The organism is Bradyrhizobium sp. 172 (assembly GCF_023101065.1).
GTDB lineage: Bacteria > Pseudomonadota > Alphaproteobacteria > Rhizobiales > Xanthobacteraceae > Bradyrhizobium > Bradyrhizobium canariense_D.
The window spans coordinates 5,559,720-5,578,642 of sequence record NZ_CP064701.1 but is presented as its reverse complement, the minus strand read 5'-3'; the positions used below and the strand labels follow the sequence as shown (position 1 = coordinate 5,578,642).

16 protein-coding genes are annotated in these 18,923 nt (G+C 64.0%); 4 read left to right on the top strand and 12 right to left on the bottom strand.

Going from position 1 to position 18,923, the window contains the following annotated elements; genetic code table 11:
* Positions 1 to 65: 65 nt before the first annotated feature.
* The 4 genes from IVB07_RS26860 to IVB07_RS26845 are packed head-to-tail and all read left to right on the top strand — an operon-like array spanning position 66 to position 5,052.
* A complete protein-coding gene (locus tag IVB07_RS26860; RefSeq protein WP_247766764.1) occupies positions 66 to 2,663 on the top strand; it encodes an ATP-binding protein in 2,598 nt (865 codons plus the stop codon).
* On the top strand, positions 2,660 to 3,049 hold the full coding sequence (locus tag IVB07_RS26855) for a response regulator (RefSeq protein ID WP_018457048.1): 390 nt from the start codon (positions 2,660 to 2,662) through the stop codon (positions 3,047 to 3,049). The genes IVB07_RS26860 and IVB07_RS26855 overlap by 4 nt, the downstream gene beginning before the upstream one ends.
* Positions 3,046 to 4,296 carry an adenylate/guanylate cyclase domain-containing protein gene (locus IVB07_RS26850; RefSeq protein ID WP_018457047.1) on the top strand — a complete coding sequence of 417 codons (1,251 nt, stop codon included), beginning with the start codon at positions 3,046 to 3,048 and terminating at the stop codon, positions 4,294 to 4,296. The genes IVB07_RS26855 and IVB07_RS26850 overlap by 4 nt, the downstream gene beginning before the upstream one ends.
* Positions 4,297 to 4,305: 9 nt before the next feature.
* Positions 4,306 to 5,052 (top strand): hypothetical protein, encoded by a 747-nt coding sequence (locus tag IVB07_RS26845; RefSeq protein ID WP_247363487.1) that lies wholly within the window; start codon positions 4,306 to 4,308, stop codon positions 5,050 to 5,052.
* Here IVB07_RS26845 and IVB07_RS26840 read toward each other — a convergent pair.
* From IVB07_RS26840 to IVB07_RS26785, 12 genes are all read right to left on the bottom strand, one after another.
* On the bottom strand, positions 5,049 to 5,936 hold the full coding sequence (locus IVB07_RS26840; protein ID WP_247363486.1) for an ABC transporter permease: 888 nt from the start codon (positions 5,934 to 5,936) through the stop codon (positions 5,049 to 5,051). The genes IVB07_RS26845 and IVB07_RS26840 overlap by 4 nt on opposite strands.
* A gap of 4 nt (positions 5,937 to 5,940) precedes the next feature.
* Positions 5,941 to 6,882, bottom strand: coding sequence for an ABC transporter permease (locus IVB07_RS26835; RefSeq protein WP_018457044.1), 942 nt, complete (start codon positions 6,880 to 6,882; stop codon positions 5,941 to 5,943).
* Between the two features lie 31 nt (positions 6,883 to 6,913).
* Positions 6,914 to 8,425 (bottom strand): ABC transporter substrate-binding protein, encoded by a 1,512-nt coding sequence (locus tag IVB07_RS26830; RefSeq protein ID WP_026233287.1) that lies wholly within the window; start codon positions 8,423 to 8,425, stop codon positions 6,914 to 6,916.
* Between the two features lie 23 nt (positions 8,426 to 8,448).
* Positions 8,449 to 9,549, bottom strand: a complete 1,101-nt coding sequence (locus IVB07_RS26825; protein WP_018457042.1) for a dipeptide ABC transporter ATP-binding protein — start codon at positions 9,547 to 9,549, stop codon at positions 8,449 to 8,451.
* Positions 9,549 to 10,538, bottom strand: coding sequence for an ABC transporter ATP-binding protein (locus IVB07_RS26820; protein ID WP_018457041.1), 990 nt, complete (start codon positions 10,536 to 10,538; stop codon positions 9,549 to 9,551). Before IVB07_RS26820 ends, IVB07_RS26825 begins: the two co-directional genes overlap by 1 nt.
* On the bottom strand, positions 10,535 to 11,245 hold the full coding sequence (locus IVB07_RS26815; protein ID WP_018457040.1) for a DUF1028 domain-containing protein: 711 nt from the start codon (positions 11,243 to 11,245) through the stop codon (positions 10,535 to 10,537). Before IVB07_RS26815 ends, IVB07_RS26820 begins: the two co-directional genes overlap by 4 nt.
* A gap of 9 nt (positions 11,246 to 11,254) precedes the next feature.
* Complete coding sequence (locus IVB07_RS26810; RefSeq protein ID WP_085352149.1) at positions 11,255 to 13,060, bottom strand: gamma-glutamyltransferase family protein; 1,806 nt, start codon at positions 13,058 to 13,060, stop codon at positions 11,255 to 11,257.
* A gap of 81 nt (positions 13,061 to 13,141) precedes the next feature.
* A complete protein-coding gene (locus IVB07_RS26805) occupies positions 13,142 to 14,131 on the bottom strand; it encodes an oligopeptide/dipeptide ABC transporter ATP-binding protein (RefSeq protein WP_247363485.1) in 990 nt (329 codons plus the stop codon).
* Positions 14,128 to 15,114: an ABC transporter ATP-binding protein gene (locus IVB07_RS26800; protein WP_247363484.1), complete on the bottom strand. Its 987-nt coding sequence runs from the start codon at positions 15,112 to 15,114 to the stop codon at positions 14,128 to 14,130. Before IVB07_RS26800 ends, IVB07_RS26805 begins: the two co-directional genes overlap by 4 nt.
* Before the next feature lie 103 nt (positions 15,115 to 15,217).
* Positions 15,218 to 16,189: an ABC transporter permease gene (locus IVB07_RS26795; protein ID WP_247363483.1), complete on the bottom strand. Its 972-nt coding sequence runs from the start codon at positions 16,187 to 16,189 to the stop codon at positions 15,218 to 15,220.
* A gap of 10 nt (positions 16,190 to 16,199) precedes the next feature.
* Positions 16,200 to 17,180 (bottom strand): ABC transporter permease, encoded by a 981-nt coding sequence (locus tag IVB07_RS26790; protein WP_085362290.1) that lies wholly within the window; start codon positions 17,178 to 17,180, stop codon positions 16,200 to 16,202.
* Positions 17,181 to 17,284: 104 nt separating this feature from the next.
* Positions 17,285 to 18,880, bottom strand: a complete 1,596-nt coding sequence (locus tag IVB07_RS26785; protein ID WP_085362291.1) for an ABC transporter substrate-binding protein — start codon at positions 18,878 to 18,880, stop codon at positions 17,285 to 17,287.
* Positions 18,881 to 18,923: the final 43 nt, after the last annotated feature.

The following is an 18,923-nucleotide window of genomic DNA, read 5'->3' as shown; positions in this document are numbered from 1 at the left end:
GCTGCCATCAGGCTTTCCCGCGCTCGCGAGAGACAAGGTCCGGTCTTCTTGCTAGGTTCAGCGGGATGAGCCTTCCCCTCCATCCCGACACCCCGCAAGCACGGACGCTGCCGAGCGCCGCGGGGGATGGCGTCGCGTCCGGTACGATGCCGGGGCAGGGGATCAGGACGCGGCTGTTCACCAAATATGTCGCGTTGTTCGTGGCCGTCGTCGCGATCGCGCTGCTGGCCAACGGCCTGTTCGAGGTCGTCTTTTATTATCGCGAGCACAAGGCCGCGCTGATCCGGGTTCAGCATGAACAGGCCGAGGCGGCCGCTGCCAAGATCGGTCAGTTCGTCAAGGAGATCGAGAGCCAGCTCGGCTGGACCACGCAGCTGCCCTGGTCGGCGGGCTCGCTCGAGCAGCGCCGCTTCGATGCGCTGCGGCTGCTGCGCCAGGTCCCTGCGGTCACCGAGCTCGCGCAGGTCGATGCGACCGGCAAGGAGCGGCTGCGGGTCTCGCGGCTTGCCATGGACGCGACCGACAGCGGGATCGACCTGTCGGAGGATCCGAAGTTTACCGAGGCGGTCGCGCACAAGGTCTATTACGGTCCGGTCTATTTCCGCAGGGAGTCCGAGCCGTATATGACCCTGGCGCAGGCTGGGTCGCGCAAGGATGCCGGCGTCAGTATCGCGGAGGTCAATCTCAAGCTGATCTGGGACGTCGTGTCCCAGATCAAGGTCGGCGAGCACGGACACGCCTACGTGGTGGGTCCGGAGGGACGCCTGATCGCGCACCCCGATATCAGCCTGGTCCTGCGCAACACCGACATGTCTGGTCTCACCCAGGTGCGCGCCGCGCTTGCCGGAGGCAGCGCCGCGTTCGACCCGCTTTCCGAAGCGCGCAATCTCCAGGGACAGACGGTGCTGACCGCGTCGGCCCCGATCGCGCCGCTGCACTGGACCATGTTCGTCGAGCTCCCGGTCGAGGAGGCCTATGCGACGCTCTATGCCGCGTTGGAACGGCTTGCATTCGTGCTGCTCGCGGCGTCGATCTTCGCGGTGCTTGCCGGGATATTCCTCGCGCGCCGCATGGTCGGGCCGATCCAGGCGCTGCGCAGCGGTGCCGAGCGCATCGGCAGTGGCGATTTCTCCCAGCGCATCTCGATCCGAACCGGAGACGAACTGGAGGGGCTCGCGGACCAGTTCAATGACATGGGCGAGCGCCTGCAGGAATCCTATGCGGACCTGGAGAAGAAGGTCGAGGTGAGAACCGCCGAGTTGACCGAGTCGCTCGAGCAGCAGACGGCGACGTCGGAAGTGTTGCAGGTCATCAGTTCGTCTCCGGGCGAACTCGCACCGGTGTTCCACAAGATGCTCGAGAATGCCACACGAGTCTGTGGCGCGAGTTTCGGCGTCATGAATTTGTGGGATGGAGAGAATTTCACAATTGCTGCGGACTACAATGTGCCGCCTGCGTTCGCGGCTTCGCGGAAAGATATGGCGATCCGTCCCCATCCGGAGAGCGCGCTTGCCGTGGTCGTCAGAACACGTCAAGTCGTCCACGTTCACGATGTGCAACAAACTCCGGCCTATCTTGCCGGAGGTCCGACCATTCGTGGAATCTCAGACGTCGCCGGCGCCCGTACGATCGTAATCGTGCCCATGATGAGGGAAAGCGAGCTGATCGGAACCGTCGCGGTTTATCGCAAGGAGGTCCGGCCGTTCACCGACAAGCAAATCGCGTTGGTTGAGAACTTCACGAAGCAAGCCGTCATCGCCATCGAGAATACGCGACTGCTGAACGAATTGCGCAAGCGCACGACGGAGCTGTCGCAATCCCTCGACGATCTTCGCACCGCGCAGGACCGCCTGGTCCAGACCGAGAAGCTCGCGTCGCTCGGCCAGCTCACGGCGGGAATCGCGCACGAGATCAAGAACCCACTCAATTTCGTCAACAATTTCTCGGCGGTGTCGACCGAGTTGATCGACGAGCTCAACGAGGCGCTGCAGGCGGCCTCGCTCGACGGCAAGACGAAGGCGGAGGTCGACGAGCTGACTGGCATGCTCAGGAGCAACCTCGAAAAGGTGGTGCAGCACGGCAAGCGCGCCGATTCCATCGTCAGGAACATGCTCCTGCATTCGCGCGAGGGCTCCGGAGAGCGCCGTCCGGCGGACATCAATGCCATCGTCGAGGAAAGCCTCAACCTCGCCTATCACGGCGCGCGAGCCGAGAAGCCTGGCTTCAACGTCACGATAGAGCGCGGCTTCGACCCCGCCGCAGGCATGGTCGATATCTATCCGCAGGAAATTACGCGAGTCGTCCTCAATCTGATCTCGAATGGCTTCTACGCCACTGCCCAGCGCAAGGAGAGCGCCGCAGACGCCTTCGAGCCCACCCTGCGCGCAGCAACCAGAACGCTCGGCGACAGGGTCGAAATCCGCATTCGCGACAACGGCACCGGGATCCCGTCCGAGGTGAAGGAGAAGATGTTCAATCCCTTCTTCACCACCAAGCCGGCTGGCGAGGGCACCGGGCTCGGCCTTTCCATGAGCCATGACATCGTGGTGAAACAGCACGGCGGCACGATCGACGTGAACACCGCACCAGGCGTATTCACCGAATTCATCATCACCCTGCCGCGCGTAAGGGCGGCGGACGGCACTTCCGGAGGCAAGACTTGAACGTTTACATCCTGGTCGTCGATGACGAGCCCGACGTCGAGGCGCTGTTCCGGCAGCAGTTTCGGCGCGATTTGCGCGCCGGCCGCTTCCAGATGGAATTCGCGTCGTCGGCACCCGATGCGCTGAAGCTCGCCGCCGAGGTGCGCGATCCCTCGTTGATCCTGATTTTGTCCGACATCAACATGCCCGGCATGAGCGGGCTCGACATGCTGCCGAAGGTGCGTCTTGCGCATCCGGACGTTCCCGTCATCATGATCACCGCCTATGGCGACGCCGAGACGCGCCGGAAGGCGATCGAGCGCGGCGCGGTCGCACTCCTCACCAAGCCGATCGATTTCGCGCTGCTGCGGCAGGAAATCGACACAAGGCTCGAGAAAGCCGCATGACCGCGACCATCCTCTTCGTCGACGACGAGCCGGATCTCGAGGCGTTGGTCCTGCAAAAATTCCGCAAGCAGATTCGCGATGGGTCGGTGACCATCATGTTCGCGCGAGACGGCGTCGAGGCGTTGCAATCGCTCGAGCAGAATCCGCATGTCGACATGGTGGTCTCCGACATCAACATGCCAAGGATGGATGGGTTGTCGCTGCTGGCGAAGCTCCAGGAAGCGGACGACAAGAAGTCCACCATCATCTTGTCGGCCTATGGCGATATGAGCAACATTCGCACTGCGATGAACCGCGGCGCGTTCGACTTTCTGACCAAACCGATCGATTTCGCCGACCTGGAGATGACGATCGAGAAGACCATCCGCCATATCGAGATGCTGCGGGAGGTGCGGCGCCGCCAGACGGAAGCCGAGCGCGCTCACGCCGCGCTCTCGCGTCATTTCTCGCCCGAGCTCGCCAAGCGTCTGGCGGCCGGCGGTGAGAGCGAGGGAATCGAAGTGCAGTGGCGCGATATCGCGACCATCTTCACGGATATAACGGGCTTCACCTCGCTGGTCGAGAGTGCGCCGCCGGAGACGCTGGGCGCGCTTCTCAACGAATATGTCGGCGGCATGACCGAAATCGTCTTCACGCATGAGGGGACGGTTGCCAAGATCATCGGCGATGCAATCCAGGTGCTCTTCAATGCGCCCGGAGATCAGCCCGATTATGCGACGCGTGCGGTTGCCTGCGCGCACGAGCTCGACGCCTGGGCGGAGGATTTTTCCGCGCGCTGGAAGCCGAGAGGGGTGAATTTCGGCACCACCCGCATCGGCATTCACGCCGGGCCGGCACTGGTCGGAAATTTCGGCGGCAACCGGTTTTTCGACTACACCGCGTATGGCGACTCCATCAACATCGCGGCGCGACTGGAAGCCGCGAACAAGCATCTGGGCACGCGGATTTGCGTCAGTGCCGGCATCGCCGAGGCGGCTGAGAATTTTCGAGGTCGTCCCGTCGGGGAGCTGATGCTGCGCGGACGCAGCGAAGCGTTGCGCGCGTTCGAGCCGCTGACGCCGGCCCAATTCGCTGCGCCGGAAACGGCGCTGTATTCCGAAGCTTTTGCCAAGATGGAAGCCGGTGATGCCGCCGCCATGCCTGCCTTCGCGGCGCTGGTCGGCATGCATGCCGGCGATTCCCTGGCCGGCTTTCACCTGAAGCGCCTGCTTAACGGCGACAAGGGCATTCGCATGCAACTGGAATAGGAGTCCGACATGGTTGGTGAATTCTCCGCCGGCAACTACCGTTTCATTCCGTCCGTATTCCAGTATTCGGCCGGTGCGGCCGCAGACGATGGCTATGAGATCGAGCGCGTCCGCTTCGACCGGCTGGTGCCGCTCGCAGAAGGCTTTGCGCTTGCCGCGAAGCATATCCAGGAGGCGGGGCGGCCGCTGACGGCCTTCTGCGCTTGCGAACTGCGCTCGCCCGCGGCCTTCAGCGAAGAAGGTTTTCGCGCGTTCAACCTGCACTATGTGAAGACGTTGTCCGAATGGGGCATCTTCGACGGCACCACAAATCCGGTGGCGCGCAGCAATGTCTGTCCAGAGATCGATCCACCGGCCGAGCCGTCGTTCTACGCGTTCTCCTTCACGCGGCCGACAAGCTCGAAGACGCCGAGCTTCGTGATTTCCGGCGGCGCCGAGGCGCGCGAGGGCGGCGGGACCTATGTCGAGCGCACCGTGCGCTACCGCGACCTCAGCCCGGAAGGCCTTCGCGAGAAGGTGCGCTTCACGACGACGTCCCAGATGGAGAACAGGATGACGGCCTTCGGCTTCGGCTGGAAGGACACGACCGGCGTGCAGGCCTATTCCGTGCACAACTTCCACCACGCGCTGGTCGACGAACTCGTCCGCCGCGGGGCGTTGCGGTCCGGCCTGACCTGGCACTATGCCCGGCCGCCGGTGGTCGATCTCGAATACGAGATGGATTGCCGCCGCGTGATGCGCGAGGTCGTGATCTAGCGCTGGCGTGGATCGAGCGCGTCGCGCAGGCCGTCGCCGAGCAGGTTCAGCGACAGCACCACGAGGAAGATCGCAAGCCCCGGCCAGATCGCCATCCACGGCGCCTGGGTCAGGAAGCGCTGCGCTGCGTTGAGCATGCTGCCCCAGGATGGCGCCGGCGGCTGCTGGCCGAGGCCAAGGAAGGACAGCGCGGCTTCGGCGATAATGGCGGCCGCAATCGACAGCGTCGCCTGCACTAGCAGTGCCGGCAGGATGTTCGGCAGGATGTGCGAGAACGCGATCCGCCACGGCGGATTGCCGAGCGCGCGCGCCGCCTCGACAAAGTCCTCAGCCTTGACAACCAGCACCTGGCCGCGGGTCAGGCGGATGAAAATCGGGGTTGCCGAGATGCCGATCGCGATCATGGCGTTGCCAAGGCTCGGACCGAGGAATGCGGCGAGTGCGATCGCCAGGATCAGGAATGGGCAGGCCAGCATCGCGTCAGTCATCCGGCTGATCAGTGCATCGACGAAGCCGCCGCGATAGCCGGCAAGCAGGCCGAGCGGAACGCCGACGCCCAGAGCGATCGCCACCGAGGTGAGGCCGGCGAGCAGCGAGGCGCGGGCGCCGTAGACGACGCGGCTCAGGATGTCGCGACCGAGCTCGTCGGTGCCGAACCAGTGCGCCGCCGTGGGCGGCTTGCGAACCAGGCTCCAGCTCGTCGCGATGGGATCGTAGGGAACGACGAGCGGCGCGAGAGCCGCGAAGCCGACGAACAAACTGATCATGACAAGTCCGAACACTGCGGCCTTGCGTTTGAACAGGCGCCGCCGGGCGCGACGCGCCGGGCTGTCCAGCTCGTCAGCTTGCGCGATGGGAGCAGCGGGCAGGGCGGCATCAGTCATGAGTCTAGCCCCGTAGCCGCGGATTGACGAGGATGTAGGCGACATCGGCAACCAGGTTCAGTGTGATGTAGACCGTCGCCGTCACCAGCACGACGCCCTGTACCACCGCGTAGTCGCGGTTGAACACGGCGTCCACGATCAGTTTGCCGAAGCCCGGAATGGAGAAGATCTGCTCAGTCAGAACCGCGCCCGACAAGAGCGTGCCGAGCTCGAGCGCGCCGAGCGTAATGATTGGCGTGAGTGCGTTGCGCATGGCGTGCTTGAGGATGACCGAGCGTTCGGACAATCCCTTGGCGCGCGCGGTGCGGACATAGTCGCTTTCCAGCACCTGCAGCATGGCGCTCCGGGTGTGCCGCATTAGGACCGCGGAAATTGCGTTGCCGAGCACGAAGGCCGGCATGATGGTGGCGGCGAGGCTCGCGCGCCAGTTCTCAGTCAACGGCACGTAGCCGGACGCCGGCAGCCAGCCGAGTTCGATCGAGAACAGGAAGATCAGCATGATGCCGAGCCAGAAATTCGGCGTCGAGATGCCCCACAGCGCGAACAAATTGGCACCATAATCCCAGACGGTGCCCCTTTTCACGGCGGAGACGATGCCGGCGGGAATGCCGATCAAGAGCGCGATCAACATTGCCATCGAGCCGAGCTGGAGCGTCACCGGCAGCTTCTGCGCGATCAGCTCGCGCACCGGCATCTTGTTGCGCAGCGATTCACCGAAATTGCCTGATAGAACGCCCTTGAGCCAATAAACGTACTGCACGGGGATCGGCTGATCGAGCCGGTATTGCTGGCGGATCTGCTCGATCACGGCGGGATCGCGCTCCTCACCGGCCATCACCAGCGCTGGATCACCTGGCAACAATTGCTGGAGCGAGAAGATCAGCACCGACACGAAGAACAGTGTCGGCACGATCTGCGCGATGCGGCGGGCGAGGAAGTTCAGCATGGCGCCGGCCGCGTGTCAGGCGAGGCCACGCTCACTTGAACTTCAGCCCGACCACGCGCACGAGGCCATCTGGCATCTGCTTATAGCCCTGGAGTTTAGTCGTATGCGCAATCAGAAGCGTGCGGTGGTAGATGTAGATGATCGGCAAATCGTTGAGCACGATCCCGGTCAGCTTTTCGTAGATCGCCTTGCGCTCATCGAATTTGGCGGTCAGCCGGCCGTCTTCCATCAGCTTGTCGGCTTCCGGGTTCGAATAGACGCCATCGTTCTGCGGTGCCTTGCTGCGCATGAAGATGTAGGAGTTGCCGTCGGGATCGATGCGGCCGCTCCAGTTGATCTGGAAGATCTGGAACTCGCCGGCCTGGGCCTGCTTGAAGGTGGTCGCGAATTCGACCGCGCGGATCTTGATGTCGAAGCCCGCTTCCGCCGCCATCGACTGGATCACCTGGGCAACCGCTTCGTTCTCCGCGCCCTTGGGGATCATGTAGTCGACGGTCACCGGCGAGGTGATGCCCGCTTCCTTCAGCAGCGCCTTGGCCTTCGCGACGTCGCGGCCGTGGACCGGGAACGCCTTCTGGTAATAGGGATGTGTCGGGCTGACCCATTGATTGCCTGGGGTGAACTCGCCGTTAAAGACAACTTGGTTGAGAGCTTCGCGATCGATCGACAGATCGAGCGCTTGGCGTACTTTCGCCGACTGGCTGAGCGGCCCCTTTGCTTTGTCGTTGCCGATATTGACGGTCAGGCCGTAATAGCCGAGCTCCGGTGCCGTCGACAGCACGAGCCGCGAATCCGCACGCACGTCCTTGATGTCGGTGGCGAGCACGCGCTCGATCAGATCGAGTCCGCCGGACTTCAGGTTGGCAAGGCGCACCGTGGCGTCAACGATAGGCAGGAAGACCACCCGGTCGATATGGATGTTGTCCTTGTTCCAATAGTCGGCGAATTTTTCGAAGACCATGCGGTCCTGCTGCACGCGCTCGACGAACTTGTAGGGACCGGCGCAGACCGGATGCAGGCCGAACTTGTCGCCGGCCTCCTTGGCAGCCTTCGGCGACACCATCATGCCGGAGCGGTCGGTCAGCTGGGCGATCAGCGGGGAGTAAGGTGTCTTAAGCACCAGCTTGATGGTCAGAGGGTCTACGATTTCGACATGGTCGACGCTGGCGAGCTCGGACTTGCGGAACGAGGTCGGCAGCGTCATGTGACGCTCGATCGAGAACTTTGCGGCTTCCGCGTCGAGCGGCTCGCCGTCGTGGAATTTCACGTTGGGCCGGAGCTTGATAGTCATCTCCTTGCCGTCGGGCGAGGTCTCATGCGACAGCGCGAGCTGCGGCACGATGTTGAGCTTCTCGTCGATGTCGAACAGCTTGTCGCAGAAGGCGGAGAACACGATGCGGCCGACATAGGTGCGGCCGATGCTGGGATCGAGGATGTCAGGATCCTCGGCGATGCCGATGCGAAGTGTGGTCTGGGCTTGGGCCGCGCCTACGAGCGACGTCAGCAATGCCGACGCCAGGAGTGCCAAACGCATAGGACTCATCGCTCTCAACCTCTGTTTTACGGCTATGCCGGGTTCGTCCCCAATGAACTAACCCCGCTGCCGCGGACTGCTTCCGGGCCGCCGCTGAAGGCGGCGACCAATTTTTCGAGAACCGGGGAGAAGCCGCCGTCCGTTGGGACGATCGCCTCGGACGACGGCAGTTCCGACGTTCGGTGGCATGCCGTTGCATGTCCGATGCCATCCTGCACGAGCTGAGGCATTTCGTTGCGGCAACGGTCGACCACGTAGGGGCAGCGGGTGTGGAAGCGGCATCCCGGCGGCGGATTGAGCGCGCTGGGGATTTCGCCCTGCAGCACAATGCGGCTGCGCTTTGCCCGCGGTTTAGGCACGGGAATCGCGGACAATAGAGCCCGGCTGTAGGGATGACGCGGTGCGGCAAACAGCGCGTCCGCCGCCGCCGTCTCGACGATCTGGCCGAGATTCATCACCGCCACGTGGTCGGCGATGTGCTTGACCACCGCGAGGTCGTGCGAGACGAAAATGTAGGCCAGCCCGAGCCGGTCCTGCAGCTCGCGCAGCAGATTGAGGATCTGCGAGCGGATCGAGACGTCGAGCGCCGAGACCGGCTCATCGCAGATGATCAGTTTCGGCTCGACCGCGAGCGCGCGGGCGATGGCGATACGCTGGCGCTGGCCGCCGGAAAACTCGTGCGGGTAACGACGCGCCAGCCGCGGCTCCAGCCCGACCAGCCGCAGGATCTCCTCGACGCGTTCGCGCCGCCGGGCGGGCGGCACCAGATTGTGCAGCGCCAGCGGCTCGGTCAGGATCTGGCCGACGGTCATGCGCGGATTGAGCGAGGCGTAGGGGTCCTGGAAGATGATCTGCGCCTCGCGGCGAAAGGCGCGCAGTGCGCCGGCGTCGAGCGAGAGCAGATCGCGGCCTTCGAAACGGATCGTGCCTGCATCCGGCTCGATCAGCCGCAGCACCAGGCGGCTAACGGTGGATTTGCCGCAGCCGGATTCACCGACCAGCGCTAGCGTCTTGCCGGCATCGAGCGAGAAGGAAACGCCATCGACGGCTTTGACATGCGCCAGCGCCCGGCCGAACAGCGAACGCTCGGCGACGAAATGCTTGAGCAGACCCTGAACCTCGAGCAGAGCCATCACGACACCAGACGTTCGAGCGGGGCGCGCAGGCAGCGCGAGAGGTGGCCGGGGCTGACTTCGAGCAGCGGGGGCGGCGCCTTGGTGCAGGCGTCCAGCACGAAGGGGCAGCGTGCGGCGAAGCGGCATCCCGCGGGCGGCTGCATCATGTTCGGGACCATGCCCTCGATCGTGGCGAGCTGGTCGGCGCGATGGTCAAGCCGCGGGATCGAGCCGAGCAGGCCGACGGTGTAGGGATGCTGCGGCGCTGAGAACAGCTCGTCCACCGGCGCGCGCTCGACGATCTCGCCGGCATACATCACCGCGACCTCGTCGCAGACTTCGGCGACGACGCCGAGATCGTGGGTGATCAGGATGATGGCAGCGCCGCTCGCCGCCTTCAATTCGCGCATCAGCTCCAGGATCTGCGCCTGCAGCGTGACATCGAGCGCGGTGGTCGGCTCGTCCGCGATCAGCAGCCGCGGGTCGCAGGCGAGCGCCATCGCGATCATGACGCGCTGGCGCATGCCGCCGGAGAGCTTGTGCGGATATTCGTCGATCCGCCGCTCGGGCGAGGGGATGTGGACGCGACGCAGCAGATCGATCGCCCGCTCGCGCGCACTCCTGCGCGAACCGCCGCGGTGGCGCAAAATCGTCTCGATGATCTGGTCGCCGATGGTGAAGCTCGGATTGAGCGAGGTCATCGGCTCCTGAAAGATCATCGCGAGCCGGTTGCCGCGGAGGTCCCGCAACGTCTGGTCCGACGTCTTAAGCAGGTCGAAACCGTCGAAGCGGATCGCGCCGGAGATCTCCGCGCTCTGCTTCGGCAGCAGGCCCATGATCGCCAGCGACGTCACGCTCTTGCCGCAGCCGGATTCGCCGACGAGGCCGAGCGTCGCGCCATTGGCGACGCTGAGATCGACGCTGTCGACCGCATGGGTGACGCGGCCGTCGTCGCCGTGGAAATGAATGCGCAGATCGCTGATCTCGATGAGGGGGCTCGGGTTCATGAGCGTATTGCGCGCGCTGCGGCGATGCTGGCGTCGATGACGCTGCGATCGGTGTTGCCGGCAGGGTTCTGCCGGGTTGGCATGGAAACGCGGAAGTGGACCCAGAGTTCGTGGCTGACGCGCTCGAGCCGCTCGAGCTCGCCGAGCGGATCGGGATGATCGTCGGCGCGCAGGTCCAGCGCCGGCCATTCCTCCTCGCCGTGGATCAGAAGCGCGGCGGACTGCTTGCCGCGCTTGTCGCCGCCAGCGGCCTCGCCCGCGCGCAGCGCGGCAAGCAGGCGGCGCGGGAAGGGCAGGCTGTCATTGGCGATATAGGTTTTTGCGGTCTCGTCGAGCACGTCGGCGCCCGCGAGCATGTTGCCGGCGATCGAGAAACCGCTGCCCGCAATGTGCCCGCACCAATCCACGCAGTCGCGCCCGGTATGCGCGGCAATCGCGCCGCTGGCGTCCATGATGTGAATCTGGCGGCTCTCGCGGCCGTCGTCGGTCGCGAGCAGGGCGGCCAGCACGTCGTGCGCGTTGAGGCCCTCACGCAGCAGCTTGACGCCGTCGATACCGTAATAAGGATTGACGAAAGCCTGCGTCGCGATGGCGCCAAGGCCCGCCGCGATGTAGGGGACACGCGCGCCGACGGCGAAGAAGCGCGTGGCAACGGCGATGCCAAACTGGCTGGTAGCAGAATCGCGCGCGATGATCGACCAGGTCATGTGCTGCCTTTAGCGTCCTGCGGCGTAGCCCTGCATGCCGCGCGGATTGGCGGCGGCGCGGCGGCGCGGACCGACGCGCGAGGCCGCGGTGAGGCGGCCTTCGGACCAGTCCGGACCGACCTCGACGATATGTCCGCGCTCACGCAGGTTCTCGATCGTCGCCTTCGGCACGCGGTTCTCGATCACGAGCACGCCGGGGCGCGCGGTGCGGGGCCAGAACGAGATCGGGAAATGCTCGGAATGCCAGGCCGGCGCGTCGATCGACTCCTGGAGATTGAGATTGCAGTGGACGTGTCGGAGGAAAAACTGCGTGATCCACTGGTCCTGCTGGTCGCCGCCGGGCGAGCCCCAGGCGAGATAAGGCTCGCCGTCGCGCAGTGCCATGGTCGGCGACAGCGTGGTGCGGGGCCGTTTGCCCGGCGCGAGCGAGCTCGGTTGGTTCTCCTCCAAATCGAACATTTGTGCGCGGCTGCCGAGGCAGAAACCCAGCTCGGGAATGACAGGCGAGGATTGCAGCCAGCCTCCCGACGGCGTCGAGGACACCATGTTGCCGACCTTGTCAATGATGTCGAAATGCACGGTGTCGCCGCGCACCTCGCCGAAGCGCCCCACGGTTGGCTCGCCGGCGCCGAGCGCGCCGACGGCCTCGCGCTGGCCCTCAGCTCGGCGCAGCTTGACCACGCCGCCAAGGCCCTCGACCGTGCCGGGCCGGAGATCGAGCGAAGCTTTCTCGGTAACCAACTTACGACGTTCGTCGTTATAGGCATCTGACAGCAGCGTTGCGATCGGGATTTCGCTGAACTTGGGGTCGCCGTAGAATTTTTCGCGATCGGCAAAGGCGAGTTTTGCGCATTCGATCTGGAGATGGATGAACTCCGGTCCGGTCGGATCGAGCCCATCGAGGGCAAAGCCCTTCAGCAGCGCGAGTTGCTGCAGCGTCACGGGACCCTGGCTCCAGACCCCGGCCTTGCAGACCGTGTAGCGGCCATAATCGTAGGTGAGCGGAGCCTCGACCGTCGGCTGCCAGCGCGCCATGTCGTCGGCCGACAGCACACCGCGATGCGGCGAGCCGCTGACGTCCATCACGTCCTGCGTCCGGCAGAATTTGTCGATGGCTTCCGCGACGAAGCCCTGCGACCAAGCCTTGCGTGCGCGCTCGATCTCGGCATCGCGGCCGCCGCCGCCGCTTTCGGCCTCGCTCAGGATTCGCGCATAGGTCGCCGCAAGTGTCTTGTTGGTGAAGAGCGTGCCGGGCTTTGGCACTTCGCCGTTCGGGAGATAGACGGCGGCCGATGTCGGCCAGTGCGTGCGGAATAATTGCTCGACGGTCTGGATCGTGGCGCAGGCGCGCTCGACCAGCGGATAGCCGTCGCGCGCATAGGAGATCGCGGGCTCCAGCACATCGCGCACGCGCATCGTGCCGTAGTCACGGAGCAGCATCATCCAGGATTCGAAGGTGCCGGGGACGCAGGCCGCGAGCAGGCCGGTGCCGGGCACCATGTCGAGGCCTTCGCTCTTGTAATGCGCGATGGTGGCGCGGGCCGGTGCCGGGCCCTGGCCGCAGATCACCTCGGTGCGGCCGCGCTTCACGTCGTGCACGATGATCGGAACGTCGCCGCCGGGGCCGTTCAGATGCGGCTCGACCACCTGGAGCGTGAAAGCGGTGGCGACGCCGGCGTCAAAGGCATTGCCGCCCTTTTCCAGAATGGCCATCCCGATAGCGGTCGCGATCCAGTGCGTGGTCGCAACGACCCCGAAGGTGCCTTCGATCTCGGGGCGTGTCGTGAAGGGATCGGGATTGACGATGCTGGCCATGGACTACCTCATTTGCGGCGCGCGCAATTGATCACAGGGCCAGGCCGCCGCCAAATGCGCAGGCTGCATGGCACGCGCGCGTCACGCCGGTACCGGCGCGGTGTTGACCGCGTGGCAGGCGACGCCGTCGATCAATTCAGGTGCTTCCCTGCGGCAGAGATCGAACGCCAGCGGGCAGCGCGGATTAAAGGCGCACCCGGACGGCGGGTTGATCGGGTTCGGGATCTCGCCCTTCACGGGGATGCGCTGGCGGCCGCTCATGGCAAGATCAGGCACGGCGCCAAGCAGCATCTTGGTATAGGGCATGCGCGGATGGGCAAACAGCTCGCGCCCTTCCGCGATCTCGACGATGCGGCCGAGATACATCACACCGACGCGGCTCGCCATGTGGCGGACGACGGCGAGGTTGTGGCTGATGAACATGTAGGTCAAGCCGAACTTGTCCTGGAGGTCGCGCATCAGGTTCAGGATCTGCGCCTGCACGGAGACGTCAAGCGCGGAGGTCGGCTCGTCGCAGACGATGAATTCGGCGTCGGAGGCGAGCGCGCGCGCGATCGCGATGCGCTGGCGCTGGCCGCCCGAGAATTCGTGCGGAAATTTCAACCTGTCGTCGGGATGCAGCCCGACGAGGGTGAGAAGCTCTCCGACCCGCGCCTGGATGTCGCGCTCGCCCTCGATCAGGTCGAACGCGCGGATTGGCTCGGAGATGATGGCGTCGACTCGGAAGCGTGGGTTCAGGCTCGCATAGGGATCCTGAAAGATCATCTGGATGCGGCGGCGCAGTTTCCGCCGCGCCTGGGCCTGCCGCGGATCGGTCATTGAGATGCCGTCGATCAAGACGTTGCCGGAGCTTGGCGGCAGCAAGCCGACGACCATCCGCGCCACCGTGGTCTTGCCCGAGCCGGATTCGCCGACCAGTGCAAAGGTCTCGCCCTTCCTGATATCGAAGGTGACGCCATCGACGGCCTTGAGATATTCGAGCTGCCCGCCTTCGAGCATGCGGTTGAGCCAGGGTTTCGAGACGTCGAAGACGCGGCGCAGATTCGTGGCCTGGACGAAGGGAGTGCTCATGCCGCGCTCTCGGCCGGCACGCCGTCATAGAGATGGCAGGCGACGGATTGCGTGCCGCGCGGCAGCGGCTCCGGCCTCTCCACGCGGCATCGGTCGAATGCGAATGCGCAGCGCGGATTGAACGAACAGCCGCGCGGGATCGCCGACAGGCGCGGCATGGAGCCGGGGATCTGCACCAGACGCTTGTCGTCGCCGGCAAGGGTCGGGATCGCGCCCATCAGGCCCTTGGCGTAGGGGTGCAGCGGGTTTCTGACCACGTCCTGCACCGGACCGATCTCGGCGACGCGGCCGGCATACATCACCGCGACCCGGTCGGAGGTCTCGGCGATCACGCCCATGTCGTGGGTCACCAGCATCACCGCAGTGCCATGATCGCGGCCGAGACGCTTGATCAGCGAGATGATCTGCGCCTGCACGGAAACGTCGAGCGCGGTGGTCGGCTCGTCGGCGATGATCAGCTCCGGTTCGGCGCAGATCGCGAGCGCAATCACAACGCGCTGGCGCATGCCGCCGGAGAATTCGTGCGGATAGCCGTCGATGCGCTTTTCCGGAGCCGGGATTCCAACTTCGGCGAGCAGGTCGATGGCTCGGCGGCGGGCGGCGGTCTCGGACAGGTTCAGATGCGTTCTGATCGTCTCGATGAGCTGGTCGCCGACGCGGTAGAGCGGATTGAGCGAGGTGAGGGGGTCCTGGAAGATCATGCCGATCCGTTTTCCCCGGATACGGCGCAGCTCCTCCGCCGGCAAATTGTCGATGCGCAGGCCCGCAAGGCGAATCTCGCCGCCGGCGATGCGGCCCGGCGGATCGATCAGGCCGATCACAGCCAAGCCCGTCACGGACTTGCCGGCGCCGGATTCGCCGACCACGCCGAGTACCTCGCCCTTGGCGATGTCGAAGGAGACGCCATCGATGGCGCGTAGCGTGCCGCGGCGGGAGGCGAACTCGACCTGAAGATTACGCACGGAGAGGATGGGGTCGGTCATGAGCGAGACGCTCTCATCCAGGTTTTGCTCATCCGAATCATGCTTGTCCAGGTCTTGCTCATCCAAGTCTTGCTCATCCGAGTCTTGCCCATCGAAATGTTGCTCATCGGAGCTTCGGGTTGAGCGCGTCGCGCAGCCAGTCGCCGAGCAGGTTGATCGACAGGATCAAGGCAGCGAGCGCGATACCAGGAAAGGCCACGATCCACCATTCGCCCGCGAACAGGTAGTTGTTGCCGATGCGGATCAACGTGCCGAGCGAGGGCATTGTGTCGGGCAGGCCGACGCCAAGGAAGGACAGCGTTGCCTCGGTGATGATGGCGAGCGCAAGGTTGATCGTGGCGATGACCAGGATCGGACCCATCGTGTTTGGCAGCACATGGCGGAACATGATCTTTGGTGCGGGAAGGCCGATCAATTGCGCGGCCGCCACGTAATCCTTGTTCTTCTCGACCATCACGGAACCGCGCACCGTGCGGGCATACCCGACCCAGAAACTCAGGCCAATCGAGATCACCAGCACCACCAGCATGCTGGTTGCATCCAGCCGGTTGCCGAGGATCAATTTGGCGATGCCGTTGACCAGCAGCGCGATCAGGATGGCGGGAAAAGTGAGTTGCACGTCGGCGATCCGCATGATCACGCCGTCCACCGCGCCCCCGAAATAGCCGGCGACCAGGCCAAGCGCGATGCCGAGCGCGCCGGCGAAGATCACGCCGGCCACGCCGACGGCGAGCGAGATGCGCAGCCCGTAGAGAATGGCGGAGAACACGTCGCGGCCCTGCTCGTCGGTGCCGAGCAGGAACGGGCTCTGCCCCTCGGCGGTCCAGAGCGGTGAGATCCGGGAATTCATCAATTGGAGCTGTGCCGGATCGAACGGGTCCTGCACCGCGAGCGCGGAGGCAAAGATCGCGAGCAGGAAGAACAGCACGGTAATGACTGCCGCCACCATGGTCAGCTTGGATCGGCGAAACGAATAGAAGATGTCGCTGTTGAGTGCGCGACTGAACCAGCTGCGGGCGGCATGCGTCGGCAGCGTGCTCGGCTTGTCGGGATGAGAGGCGACCACTTCGGACATACAGGCTGCCTTATGTGGCGCGGCCGACGGTCGCGCGCAGGCGCGGATCGACGACGGTGTAGAGGATGTCGACCACCAGATTGATGGTGACGAAAATCAGTGAGACCATCAGCAAGTAGGCGGCCATAATCGGGATATCGACGTTTTGCACGGCCTGTACGAACAGAAGTCCCATGCCGGGCCATTGGAACACGGTTTCGGTGATGATCGAAAATGCAATAACCGAGCCAAACTGCAGGCCGGCTACCGTGATCACCGGAATCAGCGTGTTCTTCAGCGCGTGGCCGAAATGAATGGCACGGGTTGTCAGCCCGCGGGCGCGGGCAAAGCGGATATAATCTGTCCGAAGCACTTCCAGCATCTCCGCGCGCACCAGCCGCATGATCAGGGTCATCTGGAACAGGCCGAGCGTGATCGAGGGCATGATCAGCGCCTTCAGGCCCGACAATGTGAGCAGGCCCGTGGTCCACCAACCCAGCTTGACGACTTCGCCCCGGCCGAACGAGGGCAACCAGCCCAACGTCACTGCGAACAGGTAGATCAGAAGGATGCCGATCAGGAAAGTCGGCAGCGAGATGCCAATCAGCGAAACCGCCTGGAATAATTTGGCGAGCAGGGTGTCGCGCCTGAGCGCCGAATAGACGCCCATCAGGATGCCGGAGATCATTGCAAATACGGTCGCGCAGATCGCAAGTTCCAGCGTTGCCGGCATACGCTCCATCAACAGCGTCGAGACCGGCTGGCGGAACTGATAGGAGACGCCGAACTTGAATTGCGCCGCATCGGCGAAATAGCGCACGAACTGCACCGGCACGGGATCATCGAGGCCCAGCGACTTGCGCACGGCGGCGCGTTCGGCCGCCGGCGTATCAAGCGAGACGATCTGGTTGATGGGGTCGCCGGCGAAGCGGAACATCGAGAACGCGATGATGCCGACGGCGAACATGACGCCGATGGCCTGAACGGCCCGGCGAAGAGTGAAAGCGAGCATGCCTTCCACTTTCCTTGAGTGTGCGTCTGGCCGACGTCTTTGTCAGCCGAAAAAGGAAAGGTCCCGGTAGCCTGACGCTGCCGGGACCTTGTGTTCAACTGACGCTATTCCTTCTTGGTCGCCCAGTGGAACATGACCAGATTGTCGGCGCGCTGCGGCAGGTTGACCTTTTTCGATACGCCCCAGGCCAGCGCCTGCTGGTGCAGCGGAATATAAGCCCAGTCCTTGATGCTGATCTCATACGCTTGCTTGATCAGCTGGTTGCGCTTTGTGGTCTCGGTTTCGACCAGCACCTTGTCGGTGATGGCGTCGAATTCCTTGTTGCAATAGCCGCCGAGATTGGCCTCGCCGCGCGATGATTTCGCATCGTCGCGACAGCCCATGATGTCGTAGAGCACGTTATGGGAGTCCATCGTGCTCGGCGTCCAGCCCAGCATGTAGAACGAGGTCTGATAGCCGCCCTGCTTCAACACCTTGGCGAAGTATTGCGCCTTGGGCTGCGCCAGCAGATTGATCTTGACGCCGATGCGGGCAAGCATGCCCACGACGGCCTGGCAGATCGCCGCGTCGTTGACGTACCGATCGTTCGGGCAATCCATGGTGACCTCGAAGCCTTCGGGGTACCCGGCCTCGGCCAGGAGCTTCTTGGCACCATCTGGATCGAACTTCGGCCGGGTGAACTCCTTGGACAGCACGAACAATTCCGGAGCGATCATCAGCGCCGAGGGCGTGGACAGCCCGCGCATCACCCGCGTCTTGATCAGCTCGATGTCGATGGCTTTGTAGAAGGCTTCGCGGACCTTGACATCCTTGAACGGGTTCTTGCCCTTGATGTTGGAGTAGAGCAGCTCGTCACGCGTCTGATCGAATCCGATGAAGATGGTGCGCAACTCAGGGGCCTTCAGCACCTGGGCATTCGGGCTCGCATCGACGCGGGAGATGTCCTGGATCGGCACCGGCTCGATCACGTCCACTTCACCCGAGAGCAGCGCGGCGACGCGGGTGGCATCGGACGAGATCGGGGTGAAGATAATCTCCTTCAGGTTACCTTCCATCTTGCCCCAGTAGTTGGGATTGGCCTTGAACACGGTCTTCACACCGGGCTGATGGCTTTCGATGATGAAGGGACCGGTGCCGTTCTCGTGAAGCGAGGCATAGCTCGGAGAGGTCGCGGACACCGGCGTCGGCTCGACCGCTTTGTTCTCCTCAGCCCATTTCTTGTCCATGATGTACCAGACATCCCACGACGAATTTAGGATGGGATTGGGCGAGGGCAGGACGAAATCGACTGTGTAGTCGTCGACCTTGACGACCTTGACGTTGGGCGCCAGCCGGGTCTGCATGTTCGAGTTCTTGTTGCGGACGCGATCGGCGGAGAACAGCACGTCGTCGGCGGTGAAGGGGTCGCCGTTATGAAATTTGACGCCCTTGCGCAAATGGAAGCGCCAGCGGGTCGGCTCCGGTGTCTCCCAGCTCTCAGCCAGCGCCGGGATGATCTTCAGGTCCTTGTCGCGCGCGGTGAGGCCTTGATAGACGTGACCGAGATGAGCGTGCGTGGTGGACTCGTTCAGCGAATACGGATCAAGCGACTTGAGATCGCCCTGGTTGGCGTAGCGCAGCGTCTGGCTCGACGCCGGCGAGACCGCCAACGCAAGCATACTGGCGAGCGTCGCCGCAAACAGACTTCGTCCGACTGACATTCTTGACCTCTCCACTCGCCCGCACCGTCATTTTTGATTGTTC

Coding starts and splice junctions, on each gene's coding strand:
- IVB07_RS26860 (WP_247766764.1), top strand. CDS start 66: ATGAGCCTTCCCCTCCATCCCGACACCCCGCAAGCACGGACGCTGCCG.
- IVB07_RS26850 (WP_018457047.1), top strand. CDS start 3,046: ATGACCGCGACCATCCTCTTCGTCGACGACGAGCCGGATCTCGAGGCG.
- IVB07_RS26845 (WP_247363487.1), top strand. CDS start 4,306: ATGGTTGGTGAATTCTCCGCCGGCAACTACCGTTTCATTCCGTCCGTA.
- IVB07_RS26840 (WP_247363486.1), bottom strand. CDS start 5,936: ATGACTGATGCCGCCCTGCCCGCTGCTCCCATCGCGCAAGCTGACGAG.
- IVB07_RS26835 (WP_018457044.1), bottom strand. CDS start 6,882: ATGCTGAACTTCCTCGCCCGCCGCATCGCGCAGATCGTGCCGACACTG.
- IVB07_RS26830 (WP_026233287.1), bottom strand. CDS start 8,425: ATGAGTCCTATGCGTTTGGCACTCCTGGCGTCGGCATTGCTGACGTCG.
- IVB07_RS26825 (WP_018457042.1), bottom strand. CDS start 9,549: ATGGCTCTGCTCGAGGTTCAGGGTCTGCTCAAGCATTTCGTCGCCGAG.
- IVB07_RS26820 (WP_018457041.1), bottom strand. CDS start 10,538: ATGAACCCGAGCCCCCTCATCGAGATCAGCGATCTGCGCATTCATTTC.
- IVB07_RS26815 (WP_018457040.1), bottom strand. CDS start 11,245: ATGACCTGGTCGATCATCGCGCGCGATTCTGCTACCAGCCAGTTTGGC.
- IVB07_RS26810 (WP_085352149.1), bottom strand. CDS start 13,060: ATGGCCAGCATCGTCAATCCCGATCCCTTCACGACACGCCCCGAGATC.
- IVB07_RS26805 (WP_247363485.1), bottom strand. CDS start 14,131: ATGAGCACTCCCTTCGTCCAGGCCACGAATCTGCGCCGCGTCTTCGAC.
- IVB07_RS26800 (WP_247363484.1), bottom strand. CDS start 15,114: ATGACCGACCCCATCCTCTCCGTGCGTAATCTTCAGGTCGAGTTCGCC.
- IVB07_RS26795 (WP_247363483.1), bottom strand. CDS start 16,189: ATGTCCGAAGTGGTCGCCTCTCATCCCGACAAGCCGAGCACGCTGCCG.
- IVB07_RS26790 (WP_085362290.1), bottom strand. CDS start 17,180: ATGCTCGCTTTCACTCTTCGCCGGGCCGTTCAGGCCATCGGCGTCATG.
- IVB07_RS26785 (WP_085362291.1), bottom strand. CDS start 18,880: ATGTCAGTCGGACGAAGTCTGTTTGCGGCGACGCTCGCCAGTATGCTT.